Source organism: Massilia alkalitolerans DSM 17462 (genome assembly GCF_000427785.1).
Classification (GTDB): Bacteria; Pseudomonadota; Gammaproteobacteria; order Burkholderiales; family Burkholderiaceae_D; genus Telluria; species Telluria alkalitolerans.
Genome location: NZ_ATYR01000045.1, coordinates 1 through 23,180 on the forward strand (window position 1 = coordinate 1; position 23,180 = coordinate 23,180).

The window sequence follows — 23,180 nt, forward strand, 5'->3', positions numbered from 1 at the left end:
GCGGAGAGGAGGGAGCCCCCTGCGGGGCTCCCGTGTGGGATTCGAAGCCTCGCGCATACTTGCGCGAGGGCGGCCCGCGGAACGTGGGCGAATCCCACCAGCGAACAGGGCCCCTCAACGGGGCCCTGTTCGCTCAAAGCATGCGTGCACGAATCCGATGCGGTATCCCGGAGCGTGGCCGGCCCCGCCCAGCGCCAGGAATACCCACCTTGGTCGAAATCCGCGCCAAGCGCTACACTGTCGTGCTGGTGCTGTCCGTCATCGCAAGGAGGTATTCATGGTACAGAAACGTTCATTCCTCGGCACGCTTGCCGCAATCGCCTGGTCCTTCATCGGCCTGCGCCGCAAGCGCGATTTCGACGTCGATGCGGAAGGCGCCTTCAACCCGCTCTACGTCTTCATCGCCGCCCTGCTGGCGCTGGTCGTCTTCATCGGCGCCCTGATGCTGGCGGTGCGCTTCGCGGTCTCGTGAAGGTGAGCGAACCCCTCGGCGCAGGCCTTGCCGCCTGGCTGGACGAGCATGCCGCCGCGCTGGACGAGGCCGCGGATGGCGGACCGGAGTTGTTGCAGCTGCTGGCGGCACACGGCCTGTTCGGGGCCGGGGTGCCGGAAGATCGCTGTGGCCGGGGCGGCACGACCAGTAGCGTAGCGAGCATCGTCGCGGCGCTGGCCGAGCATTCGCTGTGCGCGGCCTTCGTGTACTGGGCCCAGCGCGCCGTGATCGAATGCTTGCTGCTCAGCCCGAACCGTGGGCTGGCCGATGAACTCCTGCCGCGGCTGCTGGACGGCAGCCTGGCCGCAGCGCCCGGACTGTCGAACGCCATGCGCACCCTGAGCGGATTCGACCGCCTGCATGTGCAGCATGTCGCAGCGCCCGGAGGCGGCAGCCTGAGAGGCGAGGTCGCCTGGGCCACCAACCTGGCGCCGCGCGGCATCGTGGTCGCCGTGGCCGCCAGGGCGGAAGGTCCGCCGGCCCTGTACGCCGTGCCGGGCGACGAAGCCGGCGTGGAGCTGGCGCTGACGACTGGCCTGATGGGCCTGCGCGCCAGCCGCACCGGCAGCGTGCGTCTGGATCGCGTCCGCCGGTCCGATCATTGGCGCCTGCATGCCGATGCCCGGGCTTTCCTGCCGACGCTGCGGCCGGCTTTCCTGGCCTTCCAGTGCGGCTGGGGCATCGGGCTGGCGCGGGCAAGCCTGCGCGCCGCCCGGCGCGCCGGCGAGGCGGCGCCATCGATCCTGACGCCCGAGATCGAACAGCTGGAGCACACCCTCGATGCGTACTGGCGCGATCTGTCCGAAGGCGCCGACGGCGGCCGCCTGCAGCGCGAGCCGGCAAGCCTGTTCGGGCTGCGGCTGCGGATGGTGGAACTCGCCACCGCGGCGGTGCAGCTGGAATTGCAGGCGCTCGGCGGACGGGCCTACCTGCCGCAGCAGGGCGCGGCCTTCGCGCGCCGCTGGCGCGAAGCCGCATTTCTTCCGATCGTTACCCCAAGCGCGGTGCAGCTCAAGACCGAGCTGGCGCGGGCCAGCGAGGGTTAGCGCAGGAAGATGAAATCGTTCCCCACCCGGTGCCGCCAGGTCTGGATCAGGTCGCGGTAGGCTTCGCCCACCGGCCGCACGCGCCGCTCCAGGTCGCACAGGCCGTACTGGTTGACCGTGCCGGCGTCCAGGGTGAGCGCGCTGTCCCAGTCGACCTGGTCGACCAGGCTGTACCAGGTAAAACCCAGGATCGGCACGCCGTCCGATTTCAGGCGCACCAGGTTCGACCACTGCTTGTCGAGCCAGGCGCGCGCATCCTTTTCGCCGGTGCCGGCGTCGCGGTTGTTGGTCTCGGTATGCATCACCGGGATGCGGTAGCGGTGGTAGTACTGCTGGGTGATGACGTAATAGCCGAACAGTTCGCAGGAGGTGGTGCTGCCGTCCGGCTTGATGACGTGCTCGTTGGTGGCGTAGTAGTCGTTGCCCATGATGCAGACCGGCTTGACGCTGCGGTTCAGGAAAAAGTGATAGTCCTTGCGCGTCATGCCGTGGTCGAACAGGTACTCGTACATCCTGCCGCTGACGTCGTGGCCATAGGTCAGGTCCAGGGCCAGGAAGCGCAGCTCGTTCATGTGGCGCGCGATCTCGGTGGCTTCCGGGCCGGCAGGGTGGTAGTACTCGGACGATTCGCTCTGGATGAACTTGGCGCTAGGGCGCACCATCATGATCGCTTCGGTGGCCAGGATGTTGGCCCGCGCCAGGTTGCGCATGGCGGTCACGAAGGCCCGGTCGGAGCGCAGGCGTTCGTTCCACAGGCCTTCATGGGCCGAGAACTTGGCGGTGATGTAGATCTCGTTGATCGGGGTGTACAGGTCGACCCAGGGATAGCGCTTGGCAAAGGCGGCCGCGTACTCGGTGAAGTAGGGCACGAACTCGGGGTTCTGGAAGTTGCCCAGCCAGTCGGGCACGCCGAAGTGGCACAGGTCGACGATCGGCTTGATGCCGCGCTCGCGGATCTCGGCGAAGACCTCGTCGGTGAAATCCCAGTCGTAGCGGCCCGGCCCCTGGTGCACCCGGTAGTAGGGTGGGCCGTAGCGCAGCGCGTCGATCCCGAGCGCGCTGACCAGGAACAGGTCTTCCTTCCAGTGCCGGTAATGGCCGGTCTTTTCCATCTCATCGACGCGCAGCCCGGCGCCGTCGCGTCCGGCGACGACCGGGTAGCTGCCTTCGATCCCGGTCGCAAACATGAAGCCTTGCATGGCGCGCTCCTTATTGAGTAGCCCCTTCACTGGCAAATCCATCATCCCGCCAAATCAGGGCGCCATGCAAGCGCAAAGCCGTAACAATTGGTGTCCGCGGGCGTCCGCGCAACAGTCGCGGATGTGACCCGCGATCCGCTCAGCGCGCGTAGCTCGGCCGTTTCGGATCGTAGGTCCACTCGGGGAACAGGTAGCGCATCGCCAGCGCGTCGTCGCGCGCGCCCTGCGCCACCTGTTTGTACAGAGCGTGCGCCGCCTCGATGCGCGCGAGGTCCGGTTCGATGCCCAGGCCGGGACGATCCGGCACCGCGACCGCGCCGTCGACGATCTGCAGCGGTTCGCGCGTCAGGCGCTCGGTGCCTTCCTGCCAGATCCAGTGGGTGTCGATCGCCGTGATGCGCCCCGGCGCGGCCGCTGCGGCATGGGTGAACATGGCCAGCGACACGTCGAAGTGGTTGTTCGAGTGCGAGCCCCAGGTCAGGCCCCAGTCGTGGCACAGCTGGGCCAGGCGTACCGAGCCGCCCATGGTCCAGAAGTGCGGGTCGGCCAGCGGAATGTCGACCGCACCCAGCAGGTGCGAATGGCCCATCTGGCGCCAGTCGGTGGCGACCATGTTGGTGGCGGTGCGCACGTTTGTCGCGCGCTTGAACTCGGCCATGACTTCGCGGCCGGAATAGCCCTGCTCCGGGCCGCAGGGGTCTTCGGCATAGGCCAGCAGGTGGCCGTATTCCTTGCCGACCGCGATTGCCTGGGCGAGCGACCAGGCGCCGTTCGGGTCGACCGTACAGCGGGCCTCCGGCCGGCGCCGCTTGATCGCCGCGATCGCCTCCAGCTCGTCCTGGGGCGACATGACGCCGCCCTTGAGCTTGAAGTCCTGGAAGCCGTAGCGCTCGGCCGCCGCGTCGGCCAGGTCGGCGATAGCCTCCGGGGTCAATGCTTCGCGCCCGCGCATCGCGTACCAGTCGTCGTCGGCGCGCTGGGCGGCGTAGCCGAGGTCGGTGCGCCGGCTGTCGCCGATATAGAACAGGTAGGCCAGCATCGGCACCCGCTCGCGCTGCTGGCCGCTGCCCAGCAGTTCGCAGACCGGCACGCCGAGGTGCTGGCCCAGCAGGTCGAGCAGCGCCGCCTCGACCGCGGTGATGACATTGTCGAGCCGCAGGTTGATCTCGTGCGGCTGGCGCAGCAGGGCGGCTTCCGCGGCCGAGCTGACCTGATGCTGCATGTTTCCGGTGTGGGCGCCATGGCTGGCGCGGATCGCATTCAGCGTGCGCTGGTAGCGCGCCACCTCGGTGCCCACAACTTGCGGAACGGCGTTTTCCAGTGCCTTGAGAATGCCGTCGCCGCCCGGCACTTCCCCCATGCCGGTGCGGCCGTCGCTGGCTTCCAGCAGCACCAGGTTGCGGACGAAGAAGGGGCCATGGGCGCCGCACAGGTTGAGCAGCATGCTGTCGCGGCCCGCCACGGGGATGACGCGCATGGCGGTGATGACGGGGCTCGAGGAGATAGGTAGTGGGTTCATGGGTCGGATGGCGGCATGCCGTAGTAGTGGGGGGCGCCGTCCAGGACGACGTCGATGCGGTCGAGCACGACACCAGGATCGAGCGCGTACACGCGCAAGCTGTGGACGCCGGGCTTGAGCCGGTCCAGCGTGGTGCTGCGCACCGCCATGTTGGACAGGACGTTCTGCTTCCACTCGTCGCTACGCCCGACGGTCGTGTAGTCGAAGGTCTCGAGTGGCCCGTCGTCGAGCTGGACGGCGATGCGCAGGCGGTGTTCGGAAGTGAGGGCATGCACGGGCACGGCCACGAAGCGGAGCAGGGCGCCACCTTCGCTGCGGGTCTGGAAGCGGTATTCGAGCGGTTTGGCTTTTGTGAGCGATACGGCGCTGCGCTTCGGCAGGTCGAGGCGGGCGCGCATGGCCTTGCCTGAGGTGCCGAGGCCGGGCTGCGCTTCCCAGTCGCTGCCCGCTGCCGCGCTGCCGGCCGGCAGGGTCACGATGCGTTCGCGCTCGCCAGGCAAGCCCTTCTCGCTCGCACTGTGCGCCTGCGCGTTCAGCTTGACCGTCTTGCCGCCGCATTCGAGCGCCAGCTGCGGCCTGGCCGAACCGTCGTAGTCCAGTGTGATGCGCTGCTCGTAGCCGTTCGACGCGTCCAGCCTGCCGCCCTGGAGGCGGGCCCGCAGGCCCTGTGCGCCGGGAGCGACTGACCACGCGGCCGGTTCGCCGCCATAGCTGACCAGGGTCACGCTACGGCTGGCCGCCCGGCCGGCCGGCAGCACCAGGCTGCTCGCCTCGACCGAGTGTGGCGCGGGATAGACCAGGCCGCAGCCGCGCCGCGCGGACGCCGTCCAGGACGGATAAAGCGGTTCCGCGAACACGGGCAGCCGGCGCGGCGCGATGTCCATCATGTGGGCCCACTTGCCGCCGCCGAGCGCGTTGTAGGCGGCGGCGTCGCGCACCAGCGCCGCATGCGCCTCCTGCGCCTGGCGGGTGTAGAAGGCGGAGGAGGGCCGCTGCTGCAGCGCGTACTCGGCGGCGAGGTCCAGCTTCAGGATGCGTTCGTTGAGCCTGGCGCTGGAGCGCACCGGGTAGAGCACCAGCTGGAAATAAGCGTCGCGCAGCGCGGCCGGCAGGCGCTGTTCGACGACTTCGGCGCGCGCCACCAGCGCGGCGTAAGCCGCCAGGCGCCGCTCGGCCTCTTCTCCGCCGCTGCGTACATATTCCGTGCCGCGCACCGGCCGTGTCGGTTCGGTCTGGCTCCAGCCCATGAATTCGGGGCGGCGTTCCCAGGCCAGGCGGTAGTACTCCTGCTGGATAGCGGCGATCTCTGCGCCGTGTTCGGCGCTGAAGGCCTGCGCGGCCCAGGCGCTTAGATGATGCGCCGGGTCCTGGCGCAGCACGCTCGCATCGAAAGCGGCGTCGAGGAAGTACTGGGTCAGGTACTCGTTCGGCTTGATGTCGCCCACGTTCACCACCCACATGCGGCGCGCGCCCGTCATCCAGGCCCGATCGAGCTGGTCGCGGATCAGGGCCGGGTGGGTCGTGCCCAGCCACAGGTAGTCGTGCGGACGGCCCCAGTAGGAGACGTGGTAGTAGATGCCGTTGCCGCCTTGACGGGCGCGTTCCTTCGCCGTGCCCAGCTGGTGCAGGTAGCCGTAGTTATCGTCCGGCCACACCAAGGAGACGTCGCCGGGCACCTTCAGGCCCGCGTTGTAGTAGTCCAGCACCTCCTTGTACATCGTGAACACGGTGGGGATGCTTGACGCCGGCTTGCCCAGGCTGCGGGCGAGCATGTCGCGCTGCAGCCCGATCACCTGCTGCACGGTGTCGCGCGCATGTTCCGGGCTGGTCGCGCCTTCCATGGCCGAGTCGTGCACGCCTCGCAGGCCGAGCGTGTAGACGTTCTCGAAGCCCTTGACCTCGTCGACGCGCTCCTGCCAGTAGCCGAGCAGGCGTTCGCGGTTGCTGAAGAAGTTGAAGGGGCCATCCGACTTCTTCCATTCGCCGACGTTGTTGCGCATCATCGGCTCGGCATGCGAGGTGCCGACCAGGATCGCGTAGTCGTCCGCCGTCTGGGCATTGCCCGGCACGGTGTAGAAGGCGCGGGTGGAATCGTGCATGGCCGGCCAGACCAGGTTGGCCTTCAGGCGCCACATCAGTTCGAACACGCGCGCGTAGGTAGCAGGGCCGATGTCCTTGGCTGGATCGAAGGTTTTCGCGGCCCAGGGCTGCAGGCCCCAGTCCTCGTCGTTGATGAAGATGCCGCGCCAGGCCACGGAAGGCGCGGGCGACAGGCGACGCTCCCCATCCAGGGAGAGGCCGGTGCGGCGGCGCGGCGTGACGTCGGCCCACCATTCCCAGGGCGAGACGCCCAGTTCGCGCGTGGCGTCCACCACGCCATAGACGGCGCCGCGGCGGTCGGCCCCGGCGACCAGCAGCACGCTGCGGCCGCCCAGCTTGCCGGCGGCGCGGATGTAGCGCTCGTGCTGGCCGGCGAGCGGCGCCAGGTCAACGCCCATCGCCCGCGCGACCTGCGTTACCAGGGGCGAGCCGATAGCGCCGATCACGATGCAGCGCTCGCGGCAGTCGTCCAGGCGGTCGGTGCGGGTCGCGGAAAACCCGCTCAGCCGCTGCAGGTCGCGGCCGAGCAGCTCGCCGGCAAGGCGATAGGTAGCCTGCGCGTCGGTGACGATGACCGGCAGGCGCCCATCGGCGTCGAGGGCGAAGGGCTGGGCATGAACGAGGCTGCTTGCCAGCAGCAGGCCGAGGCCAAGGAAACGGAATGTCATGATGGGTCGGTGATGGGCCGGCCGTACTGTCGCGGGAGCGCAACGAACCGGACAAGCTGATGTATTAGTGCATTTTATACATTCTCTAGTAGCGAATCCGGTGCGCCGCAAAACGCTCACCGACCTGATTGATGAGTAAATACCTTCGTCACGTCTTCCATGATAGCTTGTAAATCATTAGTACGCTTGGGTGCTAGTACATTAGTTCATCATAAAACGGAGACACGACATGTTCAAGAAATTCGCGCTGTTCTGCGCGCTGGCCGGACTGTGGATACACACGGCCGCCGCCGCCCCGATCGGCTGGTACCAGATGGAACTCCAGTGGCGTGACGGTAGTTTCACCGGCAAGATGTTCTACGACAGCAGTTCGCCCTACCGCGTGACGCAGATCGACGGCATCCTGCGCGACATCGCGCAGACCACGTCGATCACCCACGTCTGGAACATCTCGCACCAGGAGTTGCCCGCTCCGGCGCTGTCCTTCAATAACACCAGGGGCGAGGCGATCGACGACTACGATGCCGCCTTCTACCTGCACCTGCTCGACCTGGGCGCCACGCTCGCCGTCGACACGACGATGGACAACAGCCTGTACGACTGGTCGAACGACTGGGCCTTCTATACCCCTGAACAGCTCGACCAGTCGCCCCTGATCGGCTGGTCCATCAGTCCGCTCGGCGGCGAGGTGCCGGAGCCGGCCGGCCTCGGCCTGCTCGCCGTGGGCTGTGCAGCGGCAGTGGCGGCGCGGCGCCGGAACCGGCGCGTGCGCTGAGGCATGCCCGCGCAGCGGGCGATTTCAACCAGAAGAACATCGGAGACACCATGAATATCCTGAAACAAGGAAGGACCGCGCACGCGCTCGGCGTGGCGGCGGCACTGTCGGCCATGCTTGCCGCCTGCGGAGGCAGTGAGCCCGCCGCGCCGGAAGCCCGGCTGCTGTCCGGATCGATGAGCGGGGGCGGCGGGCAGGTGAGCAGTACAGCCAGTACCGCGAGCGCCACCTCCGCAACGCCGGCGCGCGTGATGGAACAGCTGGGCCGCGGCGTGGTGGCGGTGCGCACCTCGACCAGCGCCGCCTTCGTCAGCTGGCGCCTGCTGGGGCTCGACCCCGACGGGATCGCCTTCAACGTCTATCGTTCGCTCGAGGGCGGCGCACCCGTCAAGCTCAACGCGGCGCCGCTCACCGGCGGCACCAACTATACCGACAGTACCTCGAACCGTGCGCTCGGCGCCTACACCTATACCGTGCGCCCGGTGATCGACGGCGTCGAGGGGCCGGCCAGTGGCGGCTTCACCCTGAAGGCGAACGGCCCGAACGAGCCGATCGTGCGCATCCCGCTGGCGGCCTTGCCGGCATCGGACTACCGCACCAACTACGTCTGGGTCGGCGACCTGGATGGCGACGGCGAGTACGACTTCGTGATCGACCGCATCGCCGCTTTCGTCGCGGGCAGCAACGACGACCTGGGCACGGGCAACCAGTACCTGGAAGCCTACAAGCGCGACGGCACCCGGCTGTGGCAGATCGACCTCGGCCCCGGCAGCCGCAACACCTACAACATCACGCCCGGCCCGACCACGCTCAGCATGGGCATGTACGACGGCGTGACGGTGTACGACCTGAACGGCGACGGCCGGGCGGAAGTGGTGCTGAAGGTGGCGGACGGCGTGAAATTCGGCGACGGCAGCACCTTCCGCGACACCGACCCCAACCAGCAGTATTTCGCGATCCTCGACGGCATGCGCGGCACCCCGCTGGCAACCCGGCCGTTCCCTGCGGACTTCTACGCGCAGGCGGGGCGCTACGGCACCCAGCTGGGCATCGGCTACGCCGACGGCGTCAAGCCCACCATCTATTTCTGGGGCCGCAACCGCAACAAGGACAAGAGCTTCAACGACGTGTTCGCGTCCTATACCTGGAACGGCGGCAGTACGCTCACGGAGAACTGGCGCATGCCGCTGGATCCGAGCAGCGGCAAGGAAGCCTCGCACCAGATGCGCATCATCGACGTCGACGGCGACGGCAGGGACGAGGTCGCGACCGGCAACTTCATGGTCAACAGCGACGGCACGCTGCGCTACATCCTGCCCGGCGTGATCCACGGCGACCGCTTCTACATCGGCAAGTTCGACAAGCAGCACGCCGGCATGCGCGGCTACGGCATCCAGCAGAACAACCCGAGCGGCCTGCTCGAGTACTACTACGACGCCACCAACGGCAAGATCATCTGGGGCCACAGCACCACGCCCGGCAACATCGTCGACGTCGGTCGCGGCCTGGTGGGCGACATCGACCCGCGCTTCCCGGGCTTCGAGGTGTGGTCCTTCTCGGGCCTGTTCAACGGCGAGCAGAACGTGCTCACCGAGCCGGACACCAGCAAGTCGCCGTGGCCGACCCACAGCATCTGGTGGGACGCCGACATGCTGGCGGAGGGCCTGAACGACCACAAGATCGAGAAGTGGAATCCGCTCGCGCCCACGGCCAGCGGCTCGCTGCCGCGGCTGGTGTCGATGACCAGTTCCAGCTACGGTTCGCCGCGCCTGAACAACCGCAACCCGATGTTCTTCGGCGACATCCTCGGCGACTGGCGCACCGAGGTCGTGCTGCTCAACAGTACCTACACCGAGCTGGTGATCTTCACCACCAACGTACCCACCAGTACCCGCCTGTACACGATGGCGCACAACCCGGCCTATCGCAACCACATGACGATCAAGGGCTACCTGCAGTCGCCGCTGCCCGACTACTACATCGGCGACGGCATGGACATGCCGCCAAAACCGAACATCCGCTACGCGGGCACCGGTACCATGGCCGCCGAAGCCGGCGTGATGGAGGGCGGCGCGCAGATCAAGCGCGACTTCGGCGGCTACCGGGGCGAGGGCTACGTCGACTTCCCGGCCACGGGCGGCGGCCTGCAGCTCAACCACGTCAACGGCGGCGCGGGCGGCGTGAAGACCATCACGATCCGCTACGCGAACGGCAATCCGACGCCGCGTTCGGGCGTGCTGCGGGTGAACGGGGTGGCGCAGCGCATCACCTTCAGGATCACCGGCAGCTACGCCAACTGGACCACGCTCGAGGTGCCGGTCACCCTGGCGGCGGGCGTGAACAATACGCTGCGCCTGGAGTCCACCGGCCAGGACCTGGCCAATATCGACGAGATCGTGGTGCCTTGAGTGCCGGGAGTTTGATGCGGACACTGCGCCTGGCCGGCCTGGCGCTGGCGTGGGCGCTGTTCGCGGTGCCGGCGCAGGCGCACGACCCGTTCGACGCCAGCACCCAGGTCACGTTACTGGACGACCGGATCGAGGCCCGGGTCACGCTGGGCTACGATGCCGCGCGTGCGATGCTGCGCGCCCTCGGGCTGCCGCCCGAGCAGGCGGGCCCCATCGCACGTGGCGGCGAGACGCGCGCCCTGGCGCCGGGCGGCGCCGCCAGGCTGCTGCGCCTGCACGAGGGCGGCAGGGAGCTTGCGCCGCAGGCCCTGCTGGCGGCAGGCGGAAGGGAGGAGGTCAGCTTCGTGCTGACCTATCCACGGCCGGCTTCAGACCGGCTTGCCCTGCGCGCCAGCTATTTCGAGCTGGTCGAGGACATGCGGCCCGGCACGCTCGTGGTGACGGATGCGCGACGGCGGCTGCTGGCGAGCACGCTGTTGTCGGCATCCGCCCCCGACGCCGCGCTGCCGCTGGAGGCCGCCACGGCGGGCGCGGCTGCGGGGCAGGGCGCGGGCTTCGTCGCCTTCTTCCTGCTGGGCGTCGAGCACATCCTCACCGGCTTCGACCACCTGCTGTTCCTGTGCGCCCTCCTGGTCACCCTGACGAGCGCGCGCCAGATGGCCGCCATCGTCACCGCCTTCACGCTGGCGCACTCGCTCACGCTGGCGCTCGCGGCGCTGGACGTGGTCGCGCTGCCGGCCAGCCTGGTCGAGCCGCTGATCGCGCTGTCGATCATCGTGGCCTGCGTGGCCAACCTGCTGGGGCGCGAGGCAGCCCGCGCACGCCTGTGGATGGCGGGGGTGTTCGGCCTGGTGCACGGCTTCGGCTTCGCCGGCATGCTGCGCGAGTCGGTGCAGGGGCATGCGGGCAGAGAGCTGCTGCTTCCGCTCCTGTCCTTCAACCTCGGGGTGGAGGCCGGACAACTGCTGGTGGCCGCCGCCATGGTCGGGCTGCTGGTGCTGGTACGCCGCCGCCAGGCCTATCTCCGCTACGGCACGCCGGCGATTTCCTGCCTGGTGATCGCCGTCAGCACCTGGTGGCTGCTGGAAAGACTGTACCTGGTCTAGCCTGGGGCGCGAATGTGCTAGCATCTTGACAATCTGGCGGGCATCTTTACCGGCGCCCGCCGGTGTGCGCATTGTGCGCGCATTCGAATAACAGTCAAGTCGCCAGCCAGCCTTCACCCCTATGGAAACAATCGCATTCAGCGGCCCGTTCACCCTCGACCGATCGCGCCAGGCCGCGGTCCAGGTGTACGAATACCTGCGCGAGGAAATCGTCAACCTCACGCTCAAGCCCGGAACCCTCCTGTCGCGCAACGAACTGTCGGCGCATTTCGAGCTGTCCGTCACCCCCATCCGGGATGCCCTGATGCGCCTCGAGGAAGAAGGACTGGTCGACATCTACCCGCAGCACGCGACGCGCGTGCGCGGCATCAGCATCGCCTCGGCGCGCCAGGCCCATTTCCTGCGGCTGTCGATCGAACTCGAGGTGGTGCGCACGCTGGCCCGGAAGAACGACGCGGCGCTCGGCCAGTCGCTGCAAAGCCTGGTGCTGCAGCAGCGCGCGGCGCTCAAGGCGAACGACCTGGAATCCTTCTACCGGGTCGACCACGCCTTCCACCGCCAGCTCTACGTCGCGGCCGACGTCGAGGAATTGTGGCGCCTGATGCGCCACCGCAGCGGCAACATGGACCGCCTGCGGCGCCTGCACCTTCCGCTCAACGGCAAGGCCGACCAGATCCTGAAGGACCACGCCGCCATCGCCGACGCGGTCGCGCAAGGGGACGCCGCCGCGGCCGAGGCGGCGGTGCGGCGCCACCTGTCGGGCACGCTGTCGGAACTGGATGCGCTGCGCGAGCAATACCCGAACTACTGGATGCCGGGAGCGGACTGAGGCGGTGCTCGCTACGCATGCCGCGTTTGATCTGCATCAGAAAAACCGGAAAGCCTTGTAGAACATGCCGGGGGAAGCATGCTCCAAAGCGTATCGGCGCCGCGCGCTGAGCGGGCGCCGCTTCCTGTTCTGGAGCCGGACATGTACAAGCGCATATTGTTACCAACCGATGGCTCGGAGGCATCCCGACGCGCCATCGACGCCGGCGTCGAATTCGCCAGGGAGAGCGGGGCGGAGCTCGTCGCCATGACCGCCACGACGCCGTTCCGGGCCATCACCGCCGATGCCGAGATGCTGGAACTGACCGCGGAGCAGTACGAAGCCAGCAGCCGCCAGCACGCCCAGCGGCGCCTGGACGAGATCGCGGATCTGGCGCGCGACGCCGGCGTGCCCTGCACGGCCGTGCAGGTCGTGTCCGATGACCCCGACGAGGCCATCATCGCCACCGCGCGCGCGCGCATGTGCGACCTGGTCATCATGGCCTCGCACGGGCGGCGCGGCGTCAAGGGCTTGCTGCTGGGCAGCGTGACGCAGAAGGTGCTGGTGCACAGCGCGATTCCCGTGCTGGTGCACCGTTGAGCATTCATGCGCTGCGCGCATGAATCACCCCTTTTATTGTTGAGCCGGAGTACTGAATTCCCGCTCAGGGAAGCAGTCCGGCCGCGCGCGCCGCCTCGTCCAGCGTGTCGCCGCCAAGCGCCATGTGCTGGATCGCGGCCAGGCCCCACTGCGCCGAGCCGTTGGTGCTGATGCCGCTCATCTCGTCGAGCGGACGCAGCACCGCCGGCCCGTCGATGCGGCGCACCGTGTGGCGCGGGCTGCCGCGCTTGAGCCAGTCCGAGGCGAAGAACTCGCGCCAGGCCCGCAGCGCCAGCGCGCGGTCGCGCAACTGGTAGGCGGCGTAGGCGGTCATGCGCGAATTGGTGTCGCTCATGCCGCGCCCGCCCGGAGCCTGTCCCAGCAGCGCCACCACCTCTTCTTTCGGCGCATTGTAGGTGCGGCAGTACTGCAGCCAGGTCTTGCGGTACTCCGGCACGTCGACCAGGGTCAGGAGCTCGGAATTCATCTCGACCACGCCGAACACGCCGTTCAGGTTCGAGAACGAGGGCTTGTCGCCGGGGCCATGGAAGCGCCCGGTAGTGTGGTCGTAGGGCGCGCCTGCCGCGAACCAGCCGTACTTGAGCGCCGCGATGCTCTTCATGCCATTGACGATCTTGTCGCGCCAGCGCACGTCGCCGCTGCGTTCCCACTCGGCCAGCCAGGCCGAGATCAATGAACCCCAGACGGTGCCGAAGGACGCGCCGATAAAGGCGTCCGGGCGCGCGCCCGCCACCTTCAGCTTGCGCGAGATGTCGACCTTGTGCAGGTCCTTGTCCGAATCGAGCAGTTCGCGCATCAGGTCGCCGACGCGCTCGTCCGCCGTCAGGAAGTAATAGATGCGCCGGTAGGCCGCGTTCGAGACGCGCGGCTGCTTCGACGAATCGGACCAGTGCTGCACCGCGTGGCGGGTGCCGAAGCCCTTGAAGGGACCCAGGTGGTAGACGTCGACCTCGCCGGTATGGCGGGTCATCGCTTCGGCATAGCGGAACAGGTCGGCGCGTCCGGTGCGCAGGTAGCTGTACCACAGCCACAGGTCGGTCGACAGCTCCGAATTGTCCCAGGCGTAGCCGCCGATGTCGTAGCGCCACATGTGGCGGTCGGGGTCGTAGCTATGCATCACGTCGCCATAGGACCAGAAGCCGTACCAGCGGTGCTGTTCGGTTTCGACCAGGTACTGGTCCAGCTGCAGGGCCAGGCGGTCCTCGATCAGCTTGCGCGCGGCGCTAGAGGTATCCACCGGGTCCCAGTCGCCGAACACGCCGCATTGATGGATGCGCTGCGGCGTCAACACCAGGCGCGCCGGCCGCGCCACCTGTTCGGCCATGTCGGACAAGGCCTGGTGCGAGGGCGTTCCGCCCAGCACCCACAGCTGCAGCTCGGAGCTGCGGGCCACGCCGGTGGCCGAGTCCCAGCCCGCCTCGTAGTCTTCGTAGGTGATGTTCAGGCCCGCGATCTGCTTCTCGTGCGTGTCCATGCCATCTTCGCCGCGGTAGGAACGCACGTCCATGGCCGGCGCCGAGGGCGCCCACATCCAGGCCGTCACCTCCGCCATCGGGCTGGCCGCGTTGCGCACGTCCAGCTGCACCGGGGCGCGCTGCCAGAAATCCTTCAGGCCCAGGGCCACGCCGCCCGCGGCCCCGCCGGCGTACAGCAGGCCCTTGCTGCGGGTGCCGGCGTTCGAGTCGATCCAGGCGCGCCCCGCGCGCAGGCGCTTCTGCAGGGTGAAGCCGTCCGGCGAGAGCTGCGCCAGCGTGAAGTCGCCCCATTCCGGGATCCACTGCAGCCCGTCCTGCACCGGCTTGGCCATGCCGGCCAGCGGCGGCAGGGCCTTGCCGGCCACCTGGGCGGCGCGATAGGCGTCGCCCGGGTCGCGGCGCAGGCCGGTCACCGGCCGCACCGCCTCGCCCCAGACGCCGACGCCTTCGCCCGAGAAGCGCACGTGGCGGTCGTAGCTCTGGTCCGTCATCGGCACCTGGGCGGTGACGCCGAGGCCCGCGATGAAGTCCTGTTCCGGATTGCCGTCGTAGATGAAGGAGTGCACGATGCGTACGCTGTCCGAGCCGGTATAGAAGTACAGGCGCACCGAGAAGGGCAGCCAGTCGCGGCTGCCGTCGCTGTGCATGCCGTCGAACTTGACCACCGCGCGCACCGGGCCGCTTTGCTCCACCGTGACGGCAAGGAGCTTGCTGGTGAAGGGCTGGCGCGCGACGCTGCCGCTCTTCTCCAGCTGGGCGCCGTCCTGGCGCAGCGCCACCAGTTTCATGTTCTGCATCGTCACGCGGCCGGCGCGGGTCGCGCTGCGCACCAGCACCTCGCCGCGGCGCGGAAGCATCCACGCCAGTTCGCCCGCGGTGACCAGGATGCCGTCCGCACTTTCCTTCACCGCGACCGTGCCGCGCGCCTGGGCGCCGCGGGCCAAGCTGTAGCCTTCGGCGGTGGCGCCGCCCGCGACAGCGTGCGCGGTCCACTTCAGCGAGCCGTCCGGCCAGTAGGCCAGGGGCCAGGATTGCATGGCGGGGCCGTTCGCGCCCAGCGTGAAGTCGAGCCGTTTGTTCGCGGGCAGGCGCAGCGTGCCGCGCGGCCAGGGCACGCCGAGGGTGCAGCCCTCGAAGCGCGCGGGGGCCTGGCCGTCCAGCCAGCGCAGGCCGGTCTCGGACACGGGGGCCGGCTTGGCGCCGGTGTTGGCCGTCACCGCGCTGGCCAGGCCAGGGAAGGAGGCAAGGAAGGGAAGGGCGCTGGCCGAGCGAAGGAAATGTCTCCGCGATGGGATTTGCACTGTCGGTCTCCGTGCCGGCACTGCCGCTGGGGCGCGCCGGTCTGTCGATGGGGGAAGGTGGCCGCATGATTGTACGTGCCACACTGATATATTAGTGTTCGATCGCGATACTAATCCAGCTCCTGCATGCGGTCGATACACCGTGTCCAATCGCTCAAGTTGATGACCAAAGCAGGCCGACTGTTGTGCCTGGTGTTCCAGGACCCTAATATATCAGTGCAGTCTTGTTGCGACGTGTACAGCAACTGGAATGGGACTGCTGTCTCTTCGCTGACTCGCGGCGCGCGAGTCAGCCCTTTTTTTCCGGATTTTTCGAAGCACCTGTCCCGCAAGCCGCCGGCGAAGCCACGGGAACACAGGCCTGCGGCGCCCGGCGTGCCCGCCGACACGCAGGCAGGCAAACAAAAACATTGGAGACCCTATGACACCGTTTTCCGCACCCCCGATGCGCCGTACCGCTTGCTGCTGCGCCGTGTCGGCCGCGCTGCTCATGATGAGCCCCTATGCCGTGCAGGCCCAGGAGCAGGCGCCCCAGCCAAGCCCGCAACAGGCGACGCAGCAGCGCCAGGCCGCCAACACCGAGGGCGAGGCCGTGGCGAGCACGGTAGTGGTGCGCGGCACCCGCGAGTCCGAGCGCAGCTCGAACGCACGCAAGAAGAACGCGGCCACCGCGCAGGATTCGATCATCGCCGACGACGTCGGCTCCTTCCCGGACCGTAACGTCGCCGAAGCGATCTCGCGCATCGCCGGCGTGGCGCTGTCGCGCGACGATTTCGGCGAAGGCAATACCGTCAGCGTGCGCGGCAACACGCCCGACCTGACCCGCGTCGAGATCGACGGCGTCGGCGTGGTGTCCGGCGGGGGCACCGACCTGAACGGCGGTGGCGAAGGCCGCGGCGCCACCCTGCAGGACATGCCGGCCGAACTGATCGCCAGCGTGGACGTGGTCAAGGGCGCCACTGCCGACATGACCGAAGGTTCGCTCGGCGGCAGCATCCTCATCAAGACCCGCACCGGCCTCGATTTCAAGAAGCAGACCATCGTGGCCCGCGTCGCCGGCGAGAAGAACACCCTGGCGCGCAAGTGGACGCCGAGCCTGAACCTGATCTTCGCCGACAACTACCTGGACGGCCGGCTCGGCATCATCGCCAACCTCACCAGGACCGATGCGCGCAACGAGGCCCATTCGATCCAGCAGAACAGCGGCGCGCGCGGCGGCTACCTGCGCACGATCGACTTCGACCATTCGCCGGAAAAGACCTTCAGCTTCAACCCGGACATCCTGGCGAAGGACGACCCGGCCTCCACCACGCCGCTCGCGAGCTGGGCCCGCAACGCCGCCAACGGCGGCGGGCGCATCAACGCGCTGTCGCCGTTCGAGATCCTGAGCCGCTCCGCGGCGGCCCAGAGCAAGCAGGCCTGCCAGAGCGCGTTCCCGCTGCTGCAGAACGCCGACGTGGCCGGCCTGTCGGGCAGCGACGCCAACCGCGCACGCAACCAGCGCATCAACGAACTGCGCACCTGCCTGGGCCAGTGGAACGACTATGCGCCCGACCTGCTGCGCAACACCATCCGCCGCAACCGCGACCAGCGCAGCAATGCCGACCTGCGCGCCGACTTCAAGGTGAACCGCAACCTGACGGTCTACGCCAAATACAACCGCAGCGACCGCGAGCTGTCCGAGAACATCCTCAACCTGAACCTGGGCAGCATCGCCTTCAACGGCACCGGTAGCTTCGTCGATTCCGCCCAGGTGGGCGGCATTGCGACCCGCAGCCCGGTGGCCGGGTCCGGCTACTACTTCTTCGATACGCCGACCAATGCCGGCAGCAGCTCGACCTACCGCGGCCTGACCACCGGCCAGGTGGCCAACATCATCCCATCCTCGGTGGTGGTCGACGCGAATCACCACGTCACCAGTTTCACCCTGGCCAACGGCAACGCCGGCACCGACCAGATCGCGACCGAGATGGAGAACAAGACCCAGACCGGCATCTTCGGCGGCACCTGGCGCTCGGGTGGCCTGAACGTCGAATTCCTGGGCGGGCGCACGAAGTCGGACTTCTACCGCTACGGCTGGCGCTCCAGCATCTCTACCGCCTACGGCCCGGTGGACGTCGCCGTCAGCCCGAACGGCCTGTGGACCCATACGCCGCAGAACGCCAGCTTCGACCAGGGCGATCCGGCCAACTACGGCAGCCTGAGCTCCAGCGCAGCCGGCATGCCGCTGCGCACCGCGGGCGCCAACGGCACCCAGCTCACGCTCGACAATCCGCGCCTGGAAGAGAAGGTCGAGGACGTGTTGAAGGTCGATGCCCGCTATTCGCTGGGCCGGCACATGCCCTTCCTGCAGAACCTCAAGTTCGGCATCAACGGCCGCAAGCAGGAATCGGTCAGCAGGGGCGCGGGCGGCTATGACGTTTCCACCGACCCGCGCATCGCGGTGCCGGACCTGGCGGTGCGCAGCTTCTTCTACGGCTGCCAGGACACCGGCGCTTCGAGCGGCACCGCCAACGCCTGCAAATACGGCGTCAACCCGGCCGCCACCGCGCTGTCGAACCCGCGCGACATCCGCGACGTGTCGATCGTGATGACCCCGGCGGAGTACAACAACGTGATCTCTCAAGTGTTGACGCGCCGGACCAACCCCTTCTTCGCCGGCGCCAAGGACCGCCCGGATACCCTGGTCAGCGGCTGGACCGAACTCGATCTGAAGAAGCTGTGGGAACTGACCGGCGTGCCGAACATGAACCCGCTGGACTGCATGAAGGAGTGCACCGCCAGCGACGGCAAGGTGTATGCGCAGCCGGTGACCCAGGTGTCCGAGCGCGTGATGGCCGGCTACCTGTCGACCGACTTCGCCTTCGACCGCATCCCCTTCACCGACCGTAGCTTGCCCTTCGGCTGGGAGCTGGAAGGCAACTTCGGCTACCGCTACGTCAAGACCCGCGTGAGCGGCACCAGCTCGACGACCTTCCGCGCCATCACGCTCGATCCGGCCGGCATCGAGCTCACCAGCGCCTTCCGCCGCAATAGCACGCTCACCCGCAACACTACCGACATCATGCCGATCCTGAACCTGGCGTTCTGGCCGGTCGCGGACGAACTGGTGGTGCGCTACAACCGCGCCAAGCAGATCGCTCGGCCGCCGGCCAGCCGCCTGACCGGCTCCTCGGTGGTCTGCACCAACGACTACACCGCCCTCGAAGGGGGCGGCGAGGACGACGGCCTGATGTCCTGCTCCGGCGTGATGGGGAACCCGAGCCTGCGCCCGCAGACCAACCAGAACCAGAACCTGTCGCTCGAGTGGTACCCGAACCGCGACACCGTGGTCGGCCTGGCGGGCTTCCGCTCCAAGGGCATCATCGGCGCCGCCCAGCGCGTGGGGGTGGTGAGCCGTCCGTTCGAAGGCACCGGGGAAACCGACCCCACCGGCCGCTCGCTGGAGGATGTCAGCTTCTCGTATTCGACCTGGGAAAACGGTCCGGCGCTGCTGAAGAAAGGCATCGAAGTCACCGGTAAGACCGCCTTCACCTTCCTGCCTTCCTTCCTGGGCAACACCGGTATCAGCGCCAACTACACCAGGCTGCGCACCAGCAGCCTGGAAGGCCAGATCCGCGACCTGCTCACCGGCGTGCCGCTCGATCCGGTCGGCCAGGAGCGCTATTCCTGGAACACTTCGCTATGGTATGACGACGGTGCGCTGCAGATGCGCGTGGCCCTGCAGGTGGTGACGAGCACTTTCTCGCGCATCGCCGACGACGATTCGTTCTCGAACTTCCCGGCTACCGGCATCAGCTCGGTGGGCAGCCTGCCGTACAACCCGGGCTCGCCGGTCTTCCGCGACGGTCGCCGCTTCATCGACGCCAAGATTTCCTACCGCTTCAAGAACGGCCTGCAGGTGTTTGCCGAAGCGCGCAACCTCGGCAAGTCGACCGTCACCAACTCGCAGGCGGGCTTCGCGGCCTTTGCCAATGGCGTCCCGTCGATCAACGACTACATCTATGGCGGCGCGCGCTACATGGTGGGCCTGAGCTACTCGAAGTAAGCGTCCAGGCGCCGCCCACGTCTCCTGTTTGACGCGCGAACCCGTCGGTGCGCGCGTCTTTTTTTGTTTGCCGGGCCGCGACAAGCCTTCCGATCACGAAATTGAGTGCATCGACGGCAAGACGCACTCTATACTTCCATGGCATACTAATATATCAGTGCCCGTCCATCAGGTGCCGCGCCGCGCGTGCACTCCCAACCGACCACCCTGAACCTATGAAAAAACTTGTCGCAGCATTCTGGATCTTCATCGGCACGCTCGCCTGCCTGCCGGCCATGGCGGACGACCTGCGGCCTGCCTTCCTGCTCACCGGCGCACTGCACCGCGACGGCCAGGACCTGTCGGGCCAGTGGACCTATTCGAAGGACCTGTACCGCACCGGCCTCACCGACATCAACGGCTGGGTGGCCAAGTCGCGCATGCAGCGCTACCGCGACCTCGACGTCGCTGCGATCGAGGCCAAGGGCGGCGTGGACTTCTTCGAGTTCGACCTCGACCGCGGCCCGATCATCAACGTGCCGGGCGCCTGGAATGTCGCGGCCCCTGAGCTGCGCTACTACGATGGCCTGATCTGGTTCCAGCGCAAGTTCAACGCGCAGGCCCTGGGCGGCAAGCGCGCTTTCCTGCGTTTCGAGGCGGTCAACTACCGCGCCTACGTCTACCTGAACGGCAAGGAAGTGGGGCGCCACGAAGGCGGCTTCACGCCCTTCGTGCTGGAGGTGACCGGGCTTCTCCGCGCCGGCGACAACCGCCTGGTGGTCGGCGTCGACTCGACCCACGACGCCCAGTCGATCCCGACCTCCATCACCGACTGGGACCTGTACGGCGGCATCACCCGCAAGGTAGCCCTGATCACCACCCCGGCGACCTTCATCGACGACGCCATGGTCCAGCTGAGCGCTGACGGCCGCATCGCCGGCGAAGTGCGCCTGCAGGGGCCGCAGGCGGCCAACCAGCAGGTCAGCGTGGCGATCGGCGCGCTCGCCACCGTGCGCGCCACCACCGACGCCAATGGCCGCGCCACTTTCGAGCTGGCCGCGCCGAAAGGACTGGAGCGCTGGTCGCCCGAGAAGCCGACCCTGTACGACGTGCGCTTTTCCGCCGCGGGCGACGCGCTTCGCGACCGCGTCGGCTTCCGCACCATCGCGGTCAAGGGCAACCAGATCCTCCTGAACGGCAAGCCCATCTGGTTGCGTGGGATCTCGCTGCACGAAGAAGAGTTCGGTCCCAACCCGGCGCGCAACATGACGGAGTCGAGCTCGCGCGCGCTGCTGCACGAGATCAAGCATGGCCTCGGCGCGAACTACGTGCGCCTGTCGCACTACCCGCACTCGGAAACCACGGTGCGCCTGGCCGACGAAATGGGCCTGCTGGTGTGGAGCGAGATCCCGGTGTACTGGACGGTCGACTGGGACAACCCGGCCGTGCTGCGCAAGGCCCTGGCCATGCAGGCCGAGACCATCTACCGCGACCGCAACCGCGCCTCGGTAATCATGTGGAGCGTCGGGAACGAGACCCCGGTAGCGGACGCGCGCACGCGCTTCCACAGCGCCATGGCGGACAACGTGCGCCAGCTCGATCCCTCGCGCCTGGTGAGCGCGGCCCTGCTGGTGAAGCATGACGGCGACGCGCTGGCGATCGACGATCCGCTGGCCGGCAAGCTCGACGTGCTGGCGGTGAACATCTACGCCGGCTGGTACGGTTCCGACACGCTCGACGCCGTCGCCAAGCTCAAATGGAAAGTGCCGAGCGACCGCCCGCTGATCCTGTCCGAATTCGGCGCCGACGCGCTGGCCGGTTACCGCAACGACGGCATGAAGAAATTCACCGAGGAATACCAGGCCGAGTACTACCGCCAGACCCTGGCGATGGCCGACCAGATCCCGACCCTGCGCGGCATGTCGCCCTGGATCCTGAAGGACTTCCGTTCGCCGCGCCGCGAGCACCCGGTGTTCCAGAACGGCTGGAACCGCAAGGGCATCGTGTCCGAGACCGGCGTACGCAAGCAGGCCTTCGGCGTGCTGGCCGATTACTACCGCGGCAAATAATTTCATTACATACCTGGAGTCATCCATGAATTCGAACATCAGCGGCGCCCCGGTCATCACCGCGATGCGGGTCGTCCCCGTCGCCGGCCAGGACAGCATGCTCATGAACCTGAGCGGCGCCCACGGCCCCTGGTTCACCCGCAACATCGTGGTGCTGACGGACAGCGCCGGCAATACCGGCCTGGGCGAAGTGCCGGGCGGCGAATCGATCCGCCAGACCCTGGAAGACGCGGGTCCGCTCATCATCGGCAAGTCGCTGGGCGACTACAACGCCGTCCTGAATGCGATCCGCAGCACGTTCGCCAACCGCGATGCGGGGGGGCGCGGCCTGCAGACCTTCGATTTGCGCACCACCATCCATGCGGTTACCGCGGTGGAGTCGGCATTCCTCGACCTGCTGGGCCAGTTCATGAACGTGCCGGTGGCGGCCCTGCTGGGCGAGGGCCAGCAGCGCGCCGCGGTGCCGATGCTGGGCTACCTGTTCTACGTCGGCGAGCGCAAGCGCACCGGGCTGCCTTACCGCAGCGAAGAGGGCGCGGAAGATGCCTGGTTCAGGCTGCGCAACGAAGCGGCATTGACCCCGGAGGCGGTGGTGGCGCTGGCCGAAGCGGCGCAGGCGCGCTACGGCTTCCAGGACTTCAAGCTCAAGGGCGGCGTCTTCTGCGGCGACGAAGAGATGGAGGCCGCGGTTGCCCTGCACGAGCGCTTCCCGCAGGCGCGCGTCACGCTCGACCCGAACGGCGCCTGGTCGCTGGCGGAGGCGGTGCGCCTGTGCCGCGACAAGCACGATGTGCTGGCCTATGCCGAAGACCCCTGCGGCGCCGAGAACGGCTTCTCGGGCCGCGAAGTGATGGCCGAGTTCCGCCGCGCCACCGGCTTGAAGACGGCCACCAACATGGTCGCCACCGACTGGCGCCAGATGGCCCACTCGATCCAGCTGCAGTCGGTCGACATTCCGCTGGCCGACCCGCACTTCTGGACCATGCAGGGCTCGGTGCGCGTGGCCCAGCTGTGCGAGATGTTCGGCCTGACCTGGGGTTCGCACTCGAACAACCACTTCGACATCTCGCTGGCGATGTTCACCCACGTCGGCGCGGCGGCGCCGGGCAGGGTGACGGCGATCGATACCCACTGGATCTGGCAGGACGGCCAGCGCCTGACCAAGGAGCCGCTCAGGATCGAAGGCGGCGAGGTCAAGGTGCCGGCCCGGCCGGGCCTGGGCATCGAGCTGGACGTCGACGCGCTGGAGGCGGCGCACCAGGCTTACAGGAACATGGGTCTGGGCGCACGCGACGACGCGGCGGCCATGCAGTTCCTCATTCCGGGCTGGAAGTTCGACAACAAGCGGCCTTGCATGGTGCGATGAGAAAAGCGGCGCGATGCGCTAATGCCGTTCAGTTAAGACTGAACGGCATTTTTATTTTGTCGTTGTAAACGTTGCGCATCGCTGTTAACCTTCGCCGCCATGTTCGATGACACTCTTCATTTTCTAGCAAATCATCTCGAAGCTCCCGACTGGACAAGGTTGGGTGAGCATCTTCCTACTGAATGGATCGAACAGGCGC

At 67.7% G+C, this 23,180-nt stretch carries 14 protein-coding genes; 10 read left to right on the top strand and 4 right to left on the bottom strand.

Annotation, left to right across the window (positions count from 1 at the left end):
* Positions 1–277: 277 nt before the first annotated feature.
* Both YWC_RS0125505 and YWC_RS0125510 read left to right on the top strand, forming a co-directional pair.
* Complete coding sequence (locus YWC_RS0125505) at positions 278–472, top strand: DUF2970 domain-containing protein (RefSeq protein ID WP_027867906.1); 195 nt, start codon at positions 278–280, stop codon at positions 470–472.
* 2 nt (positions 473–474) lie between these two features.
* Positions 475–1,539 carry an acyl-CoA dehydrogenase family protein gene (locus tag YWC_RS0125510; RefSeq protein ID WP_027867907.1) on the top strand — a complete coding sequence of 355 codons (1,065 nt, stop codon included), beginning with the start codon at positions 475–477 and terminating at the stop codon, positions 1,537–1,539.
* Here YWC_RS0125510 and YWC_RS30880 read toward each other — a convergent pair.
* The 3 genes from YWC_RS30880 to YWC_RS0125525 form a co-directional block, all read right to left on the bottom strand.
* Positions 1,536–2,738 carry a family 1 glycosylhydrolase gene (locus YWC_RS30880; protein ID WP_036216076.1) on the bottom strand — a complete coding sequence of 401 codons (1,203 nt, stop codon included), beginning with the start codon at positions 2,736–2,738 and terminating at the stop codon, positions 1,536–1,538. The genes YWC_RS0125510 and YWC_RS30880 overlap by 4 nt on opposite strands.
* Positions 2,739–2,877: 139 nt before the next feature.
* A complete protein-coding gene (locus YWC_RS0125520; RefSeq protein WP_027867908.1) occupies positions 2,878–4,257 on the bottom strand; it encodes an enolase C-terminal domain-like protein in 1,380 nt (459 codons plus the stop codon).
* A complete protein-coding gene (locus tag YWC_RS0125525; RefSeq protein ID WP_027867909.1) occupies positions 4,254–7,025 on the bottom strand; it encodes a glycosyl hydrolase 115 family protein in 2,772 nt (923 codons plus the stop codon). Before YWC_RS0125525 ends, YWC_RS0125520 begins: the two co-directional genes overlap by 4 nt.
* A 229-nt stretch (positions 7,026–7,254) precedes the next feature.
* On the opposite strand from YWC_RS0125525, the gene YWC_RS0125530 reads away from it, so the two are divergent.
* The 5 genes from YWC_RS0125530 (at position 7,255) to YWC_RS0125550 (ending at position 12,722) form a co-directional block, all read left to right on the top strand.
* Positions 7,255–7,800, top strand: a complete 546-nt coding sequence (locus YWC_RS0125530; protein WP_027867910.1) for a PEP-CTERM sorting domain-containing protein — start codon at positions 7,255–7,257, stop codon at positions 7,798–7,800.
* A 50-nt stretch (positions 7,801–7,850) separates the two neighbouring features.
* A complete protein-coding gene (locus YWC_RS30885; protein ID WP_084416601.1) occupies positions 7,851–10,208 on the top strand; it encodes a rhamnogalacturonan lyase family protein in 2,358 nt (785 codons plus the stop codon).
* 14 nt (positions 10,209–10,222) lie between these two features.
* Positions 10,223–11,314, top strand: a complete 1,092-nt coding sequence (locus YWC_RS31830) for a HupE/UreJ family protein (RefSeq protein ID WP_051306756.1) — start codon at positions 10,223–10,225, stop codon at positions 11,312–11,314.
* 121 nt (positions 11,315–11,435) lie between these two features.
* Complete coding sequence (locus YWC_RS0125545; protein WP_027867911.1) at positions 11,436–12,143, top strand: GntR family transcriptional regulator; 708 nt, start codon at positions 11,436–11,438, stop codon at positions 12,141–12,143.
* Between the two features lie 141 nt (positions 12,144–12,284).
* Positions 12,285–12,722, top strand: coding sequence for a universal stress protein (locus YWC_RS0125550; RefSeq protein WP_027867912.1), 438 nt, complete (start codon positions 12,285–12,287; stop codon positions 12,720–12,722).
* Between the two features lie 64 nt (positions 12,723–12,786).
* Here YWC_RS0125550 and YWC_RS0125555 read toward each other — a convergent pair whose 3' ends face one another.
* Positions 12,787–15,519, bottom strand: a complete 2,733-nt coding sequence (locus tag YWC_RS0125555) for an exo-rhamnogalacturonan lyase family protein (RefSeq protein WP_036216080.1) — start codon at positions 15,517–15,519, stop codon at positions 12,787–12,789.
* Positions 15,520–15,940: 421 nt separating this feature from the next.
* On the opposite strand from YWC_RS0125555, the gene YWC_RS0125560 reads away from it, so the two are divergent.
* From YWC_RS0125560 to gudD, 3 genes are all read left to right on the top strand, one after another.
* A complete protein-coding gene (locus tag YWC_RS0125560; RefSeq protein WP_229413200.1) occupies positions 15,941–19,567 on the top strand; it encodes a TonB-dependent receptor in 3,627 nt (1,208 codons plus the stop codon).
* 215 nt (positions 19,568–19,782) lie between these two features.
* On the top strand, positions 19,783–21,615 hold the full coding sequence (locus YWC_RS0125565; protein ID WP_027867915.1) for a glycoside hydrolase family 2 protein: 1,833 nt from the start codon (positions 19,783–19,785) through the stop codon (positions 21,613–21,615).
* Between the two features lie 25 nt (positions 21,616–21,640).
* Positions 21,641–22,981, top strand: a complete 1,341-nt coding sequence (gene gudD, locus YWC_RS0125570; RefSeq protein ID WP_027867916.1) for a glucarate dehydratase — start codon at positions 21,641–21,643, stop codon at positions 22,979–22,981.
* Positions 22,982–23,180: the final 199 nt, after the last annotated feature.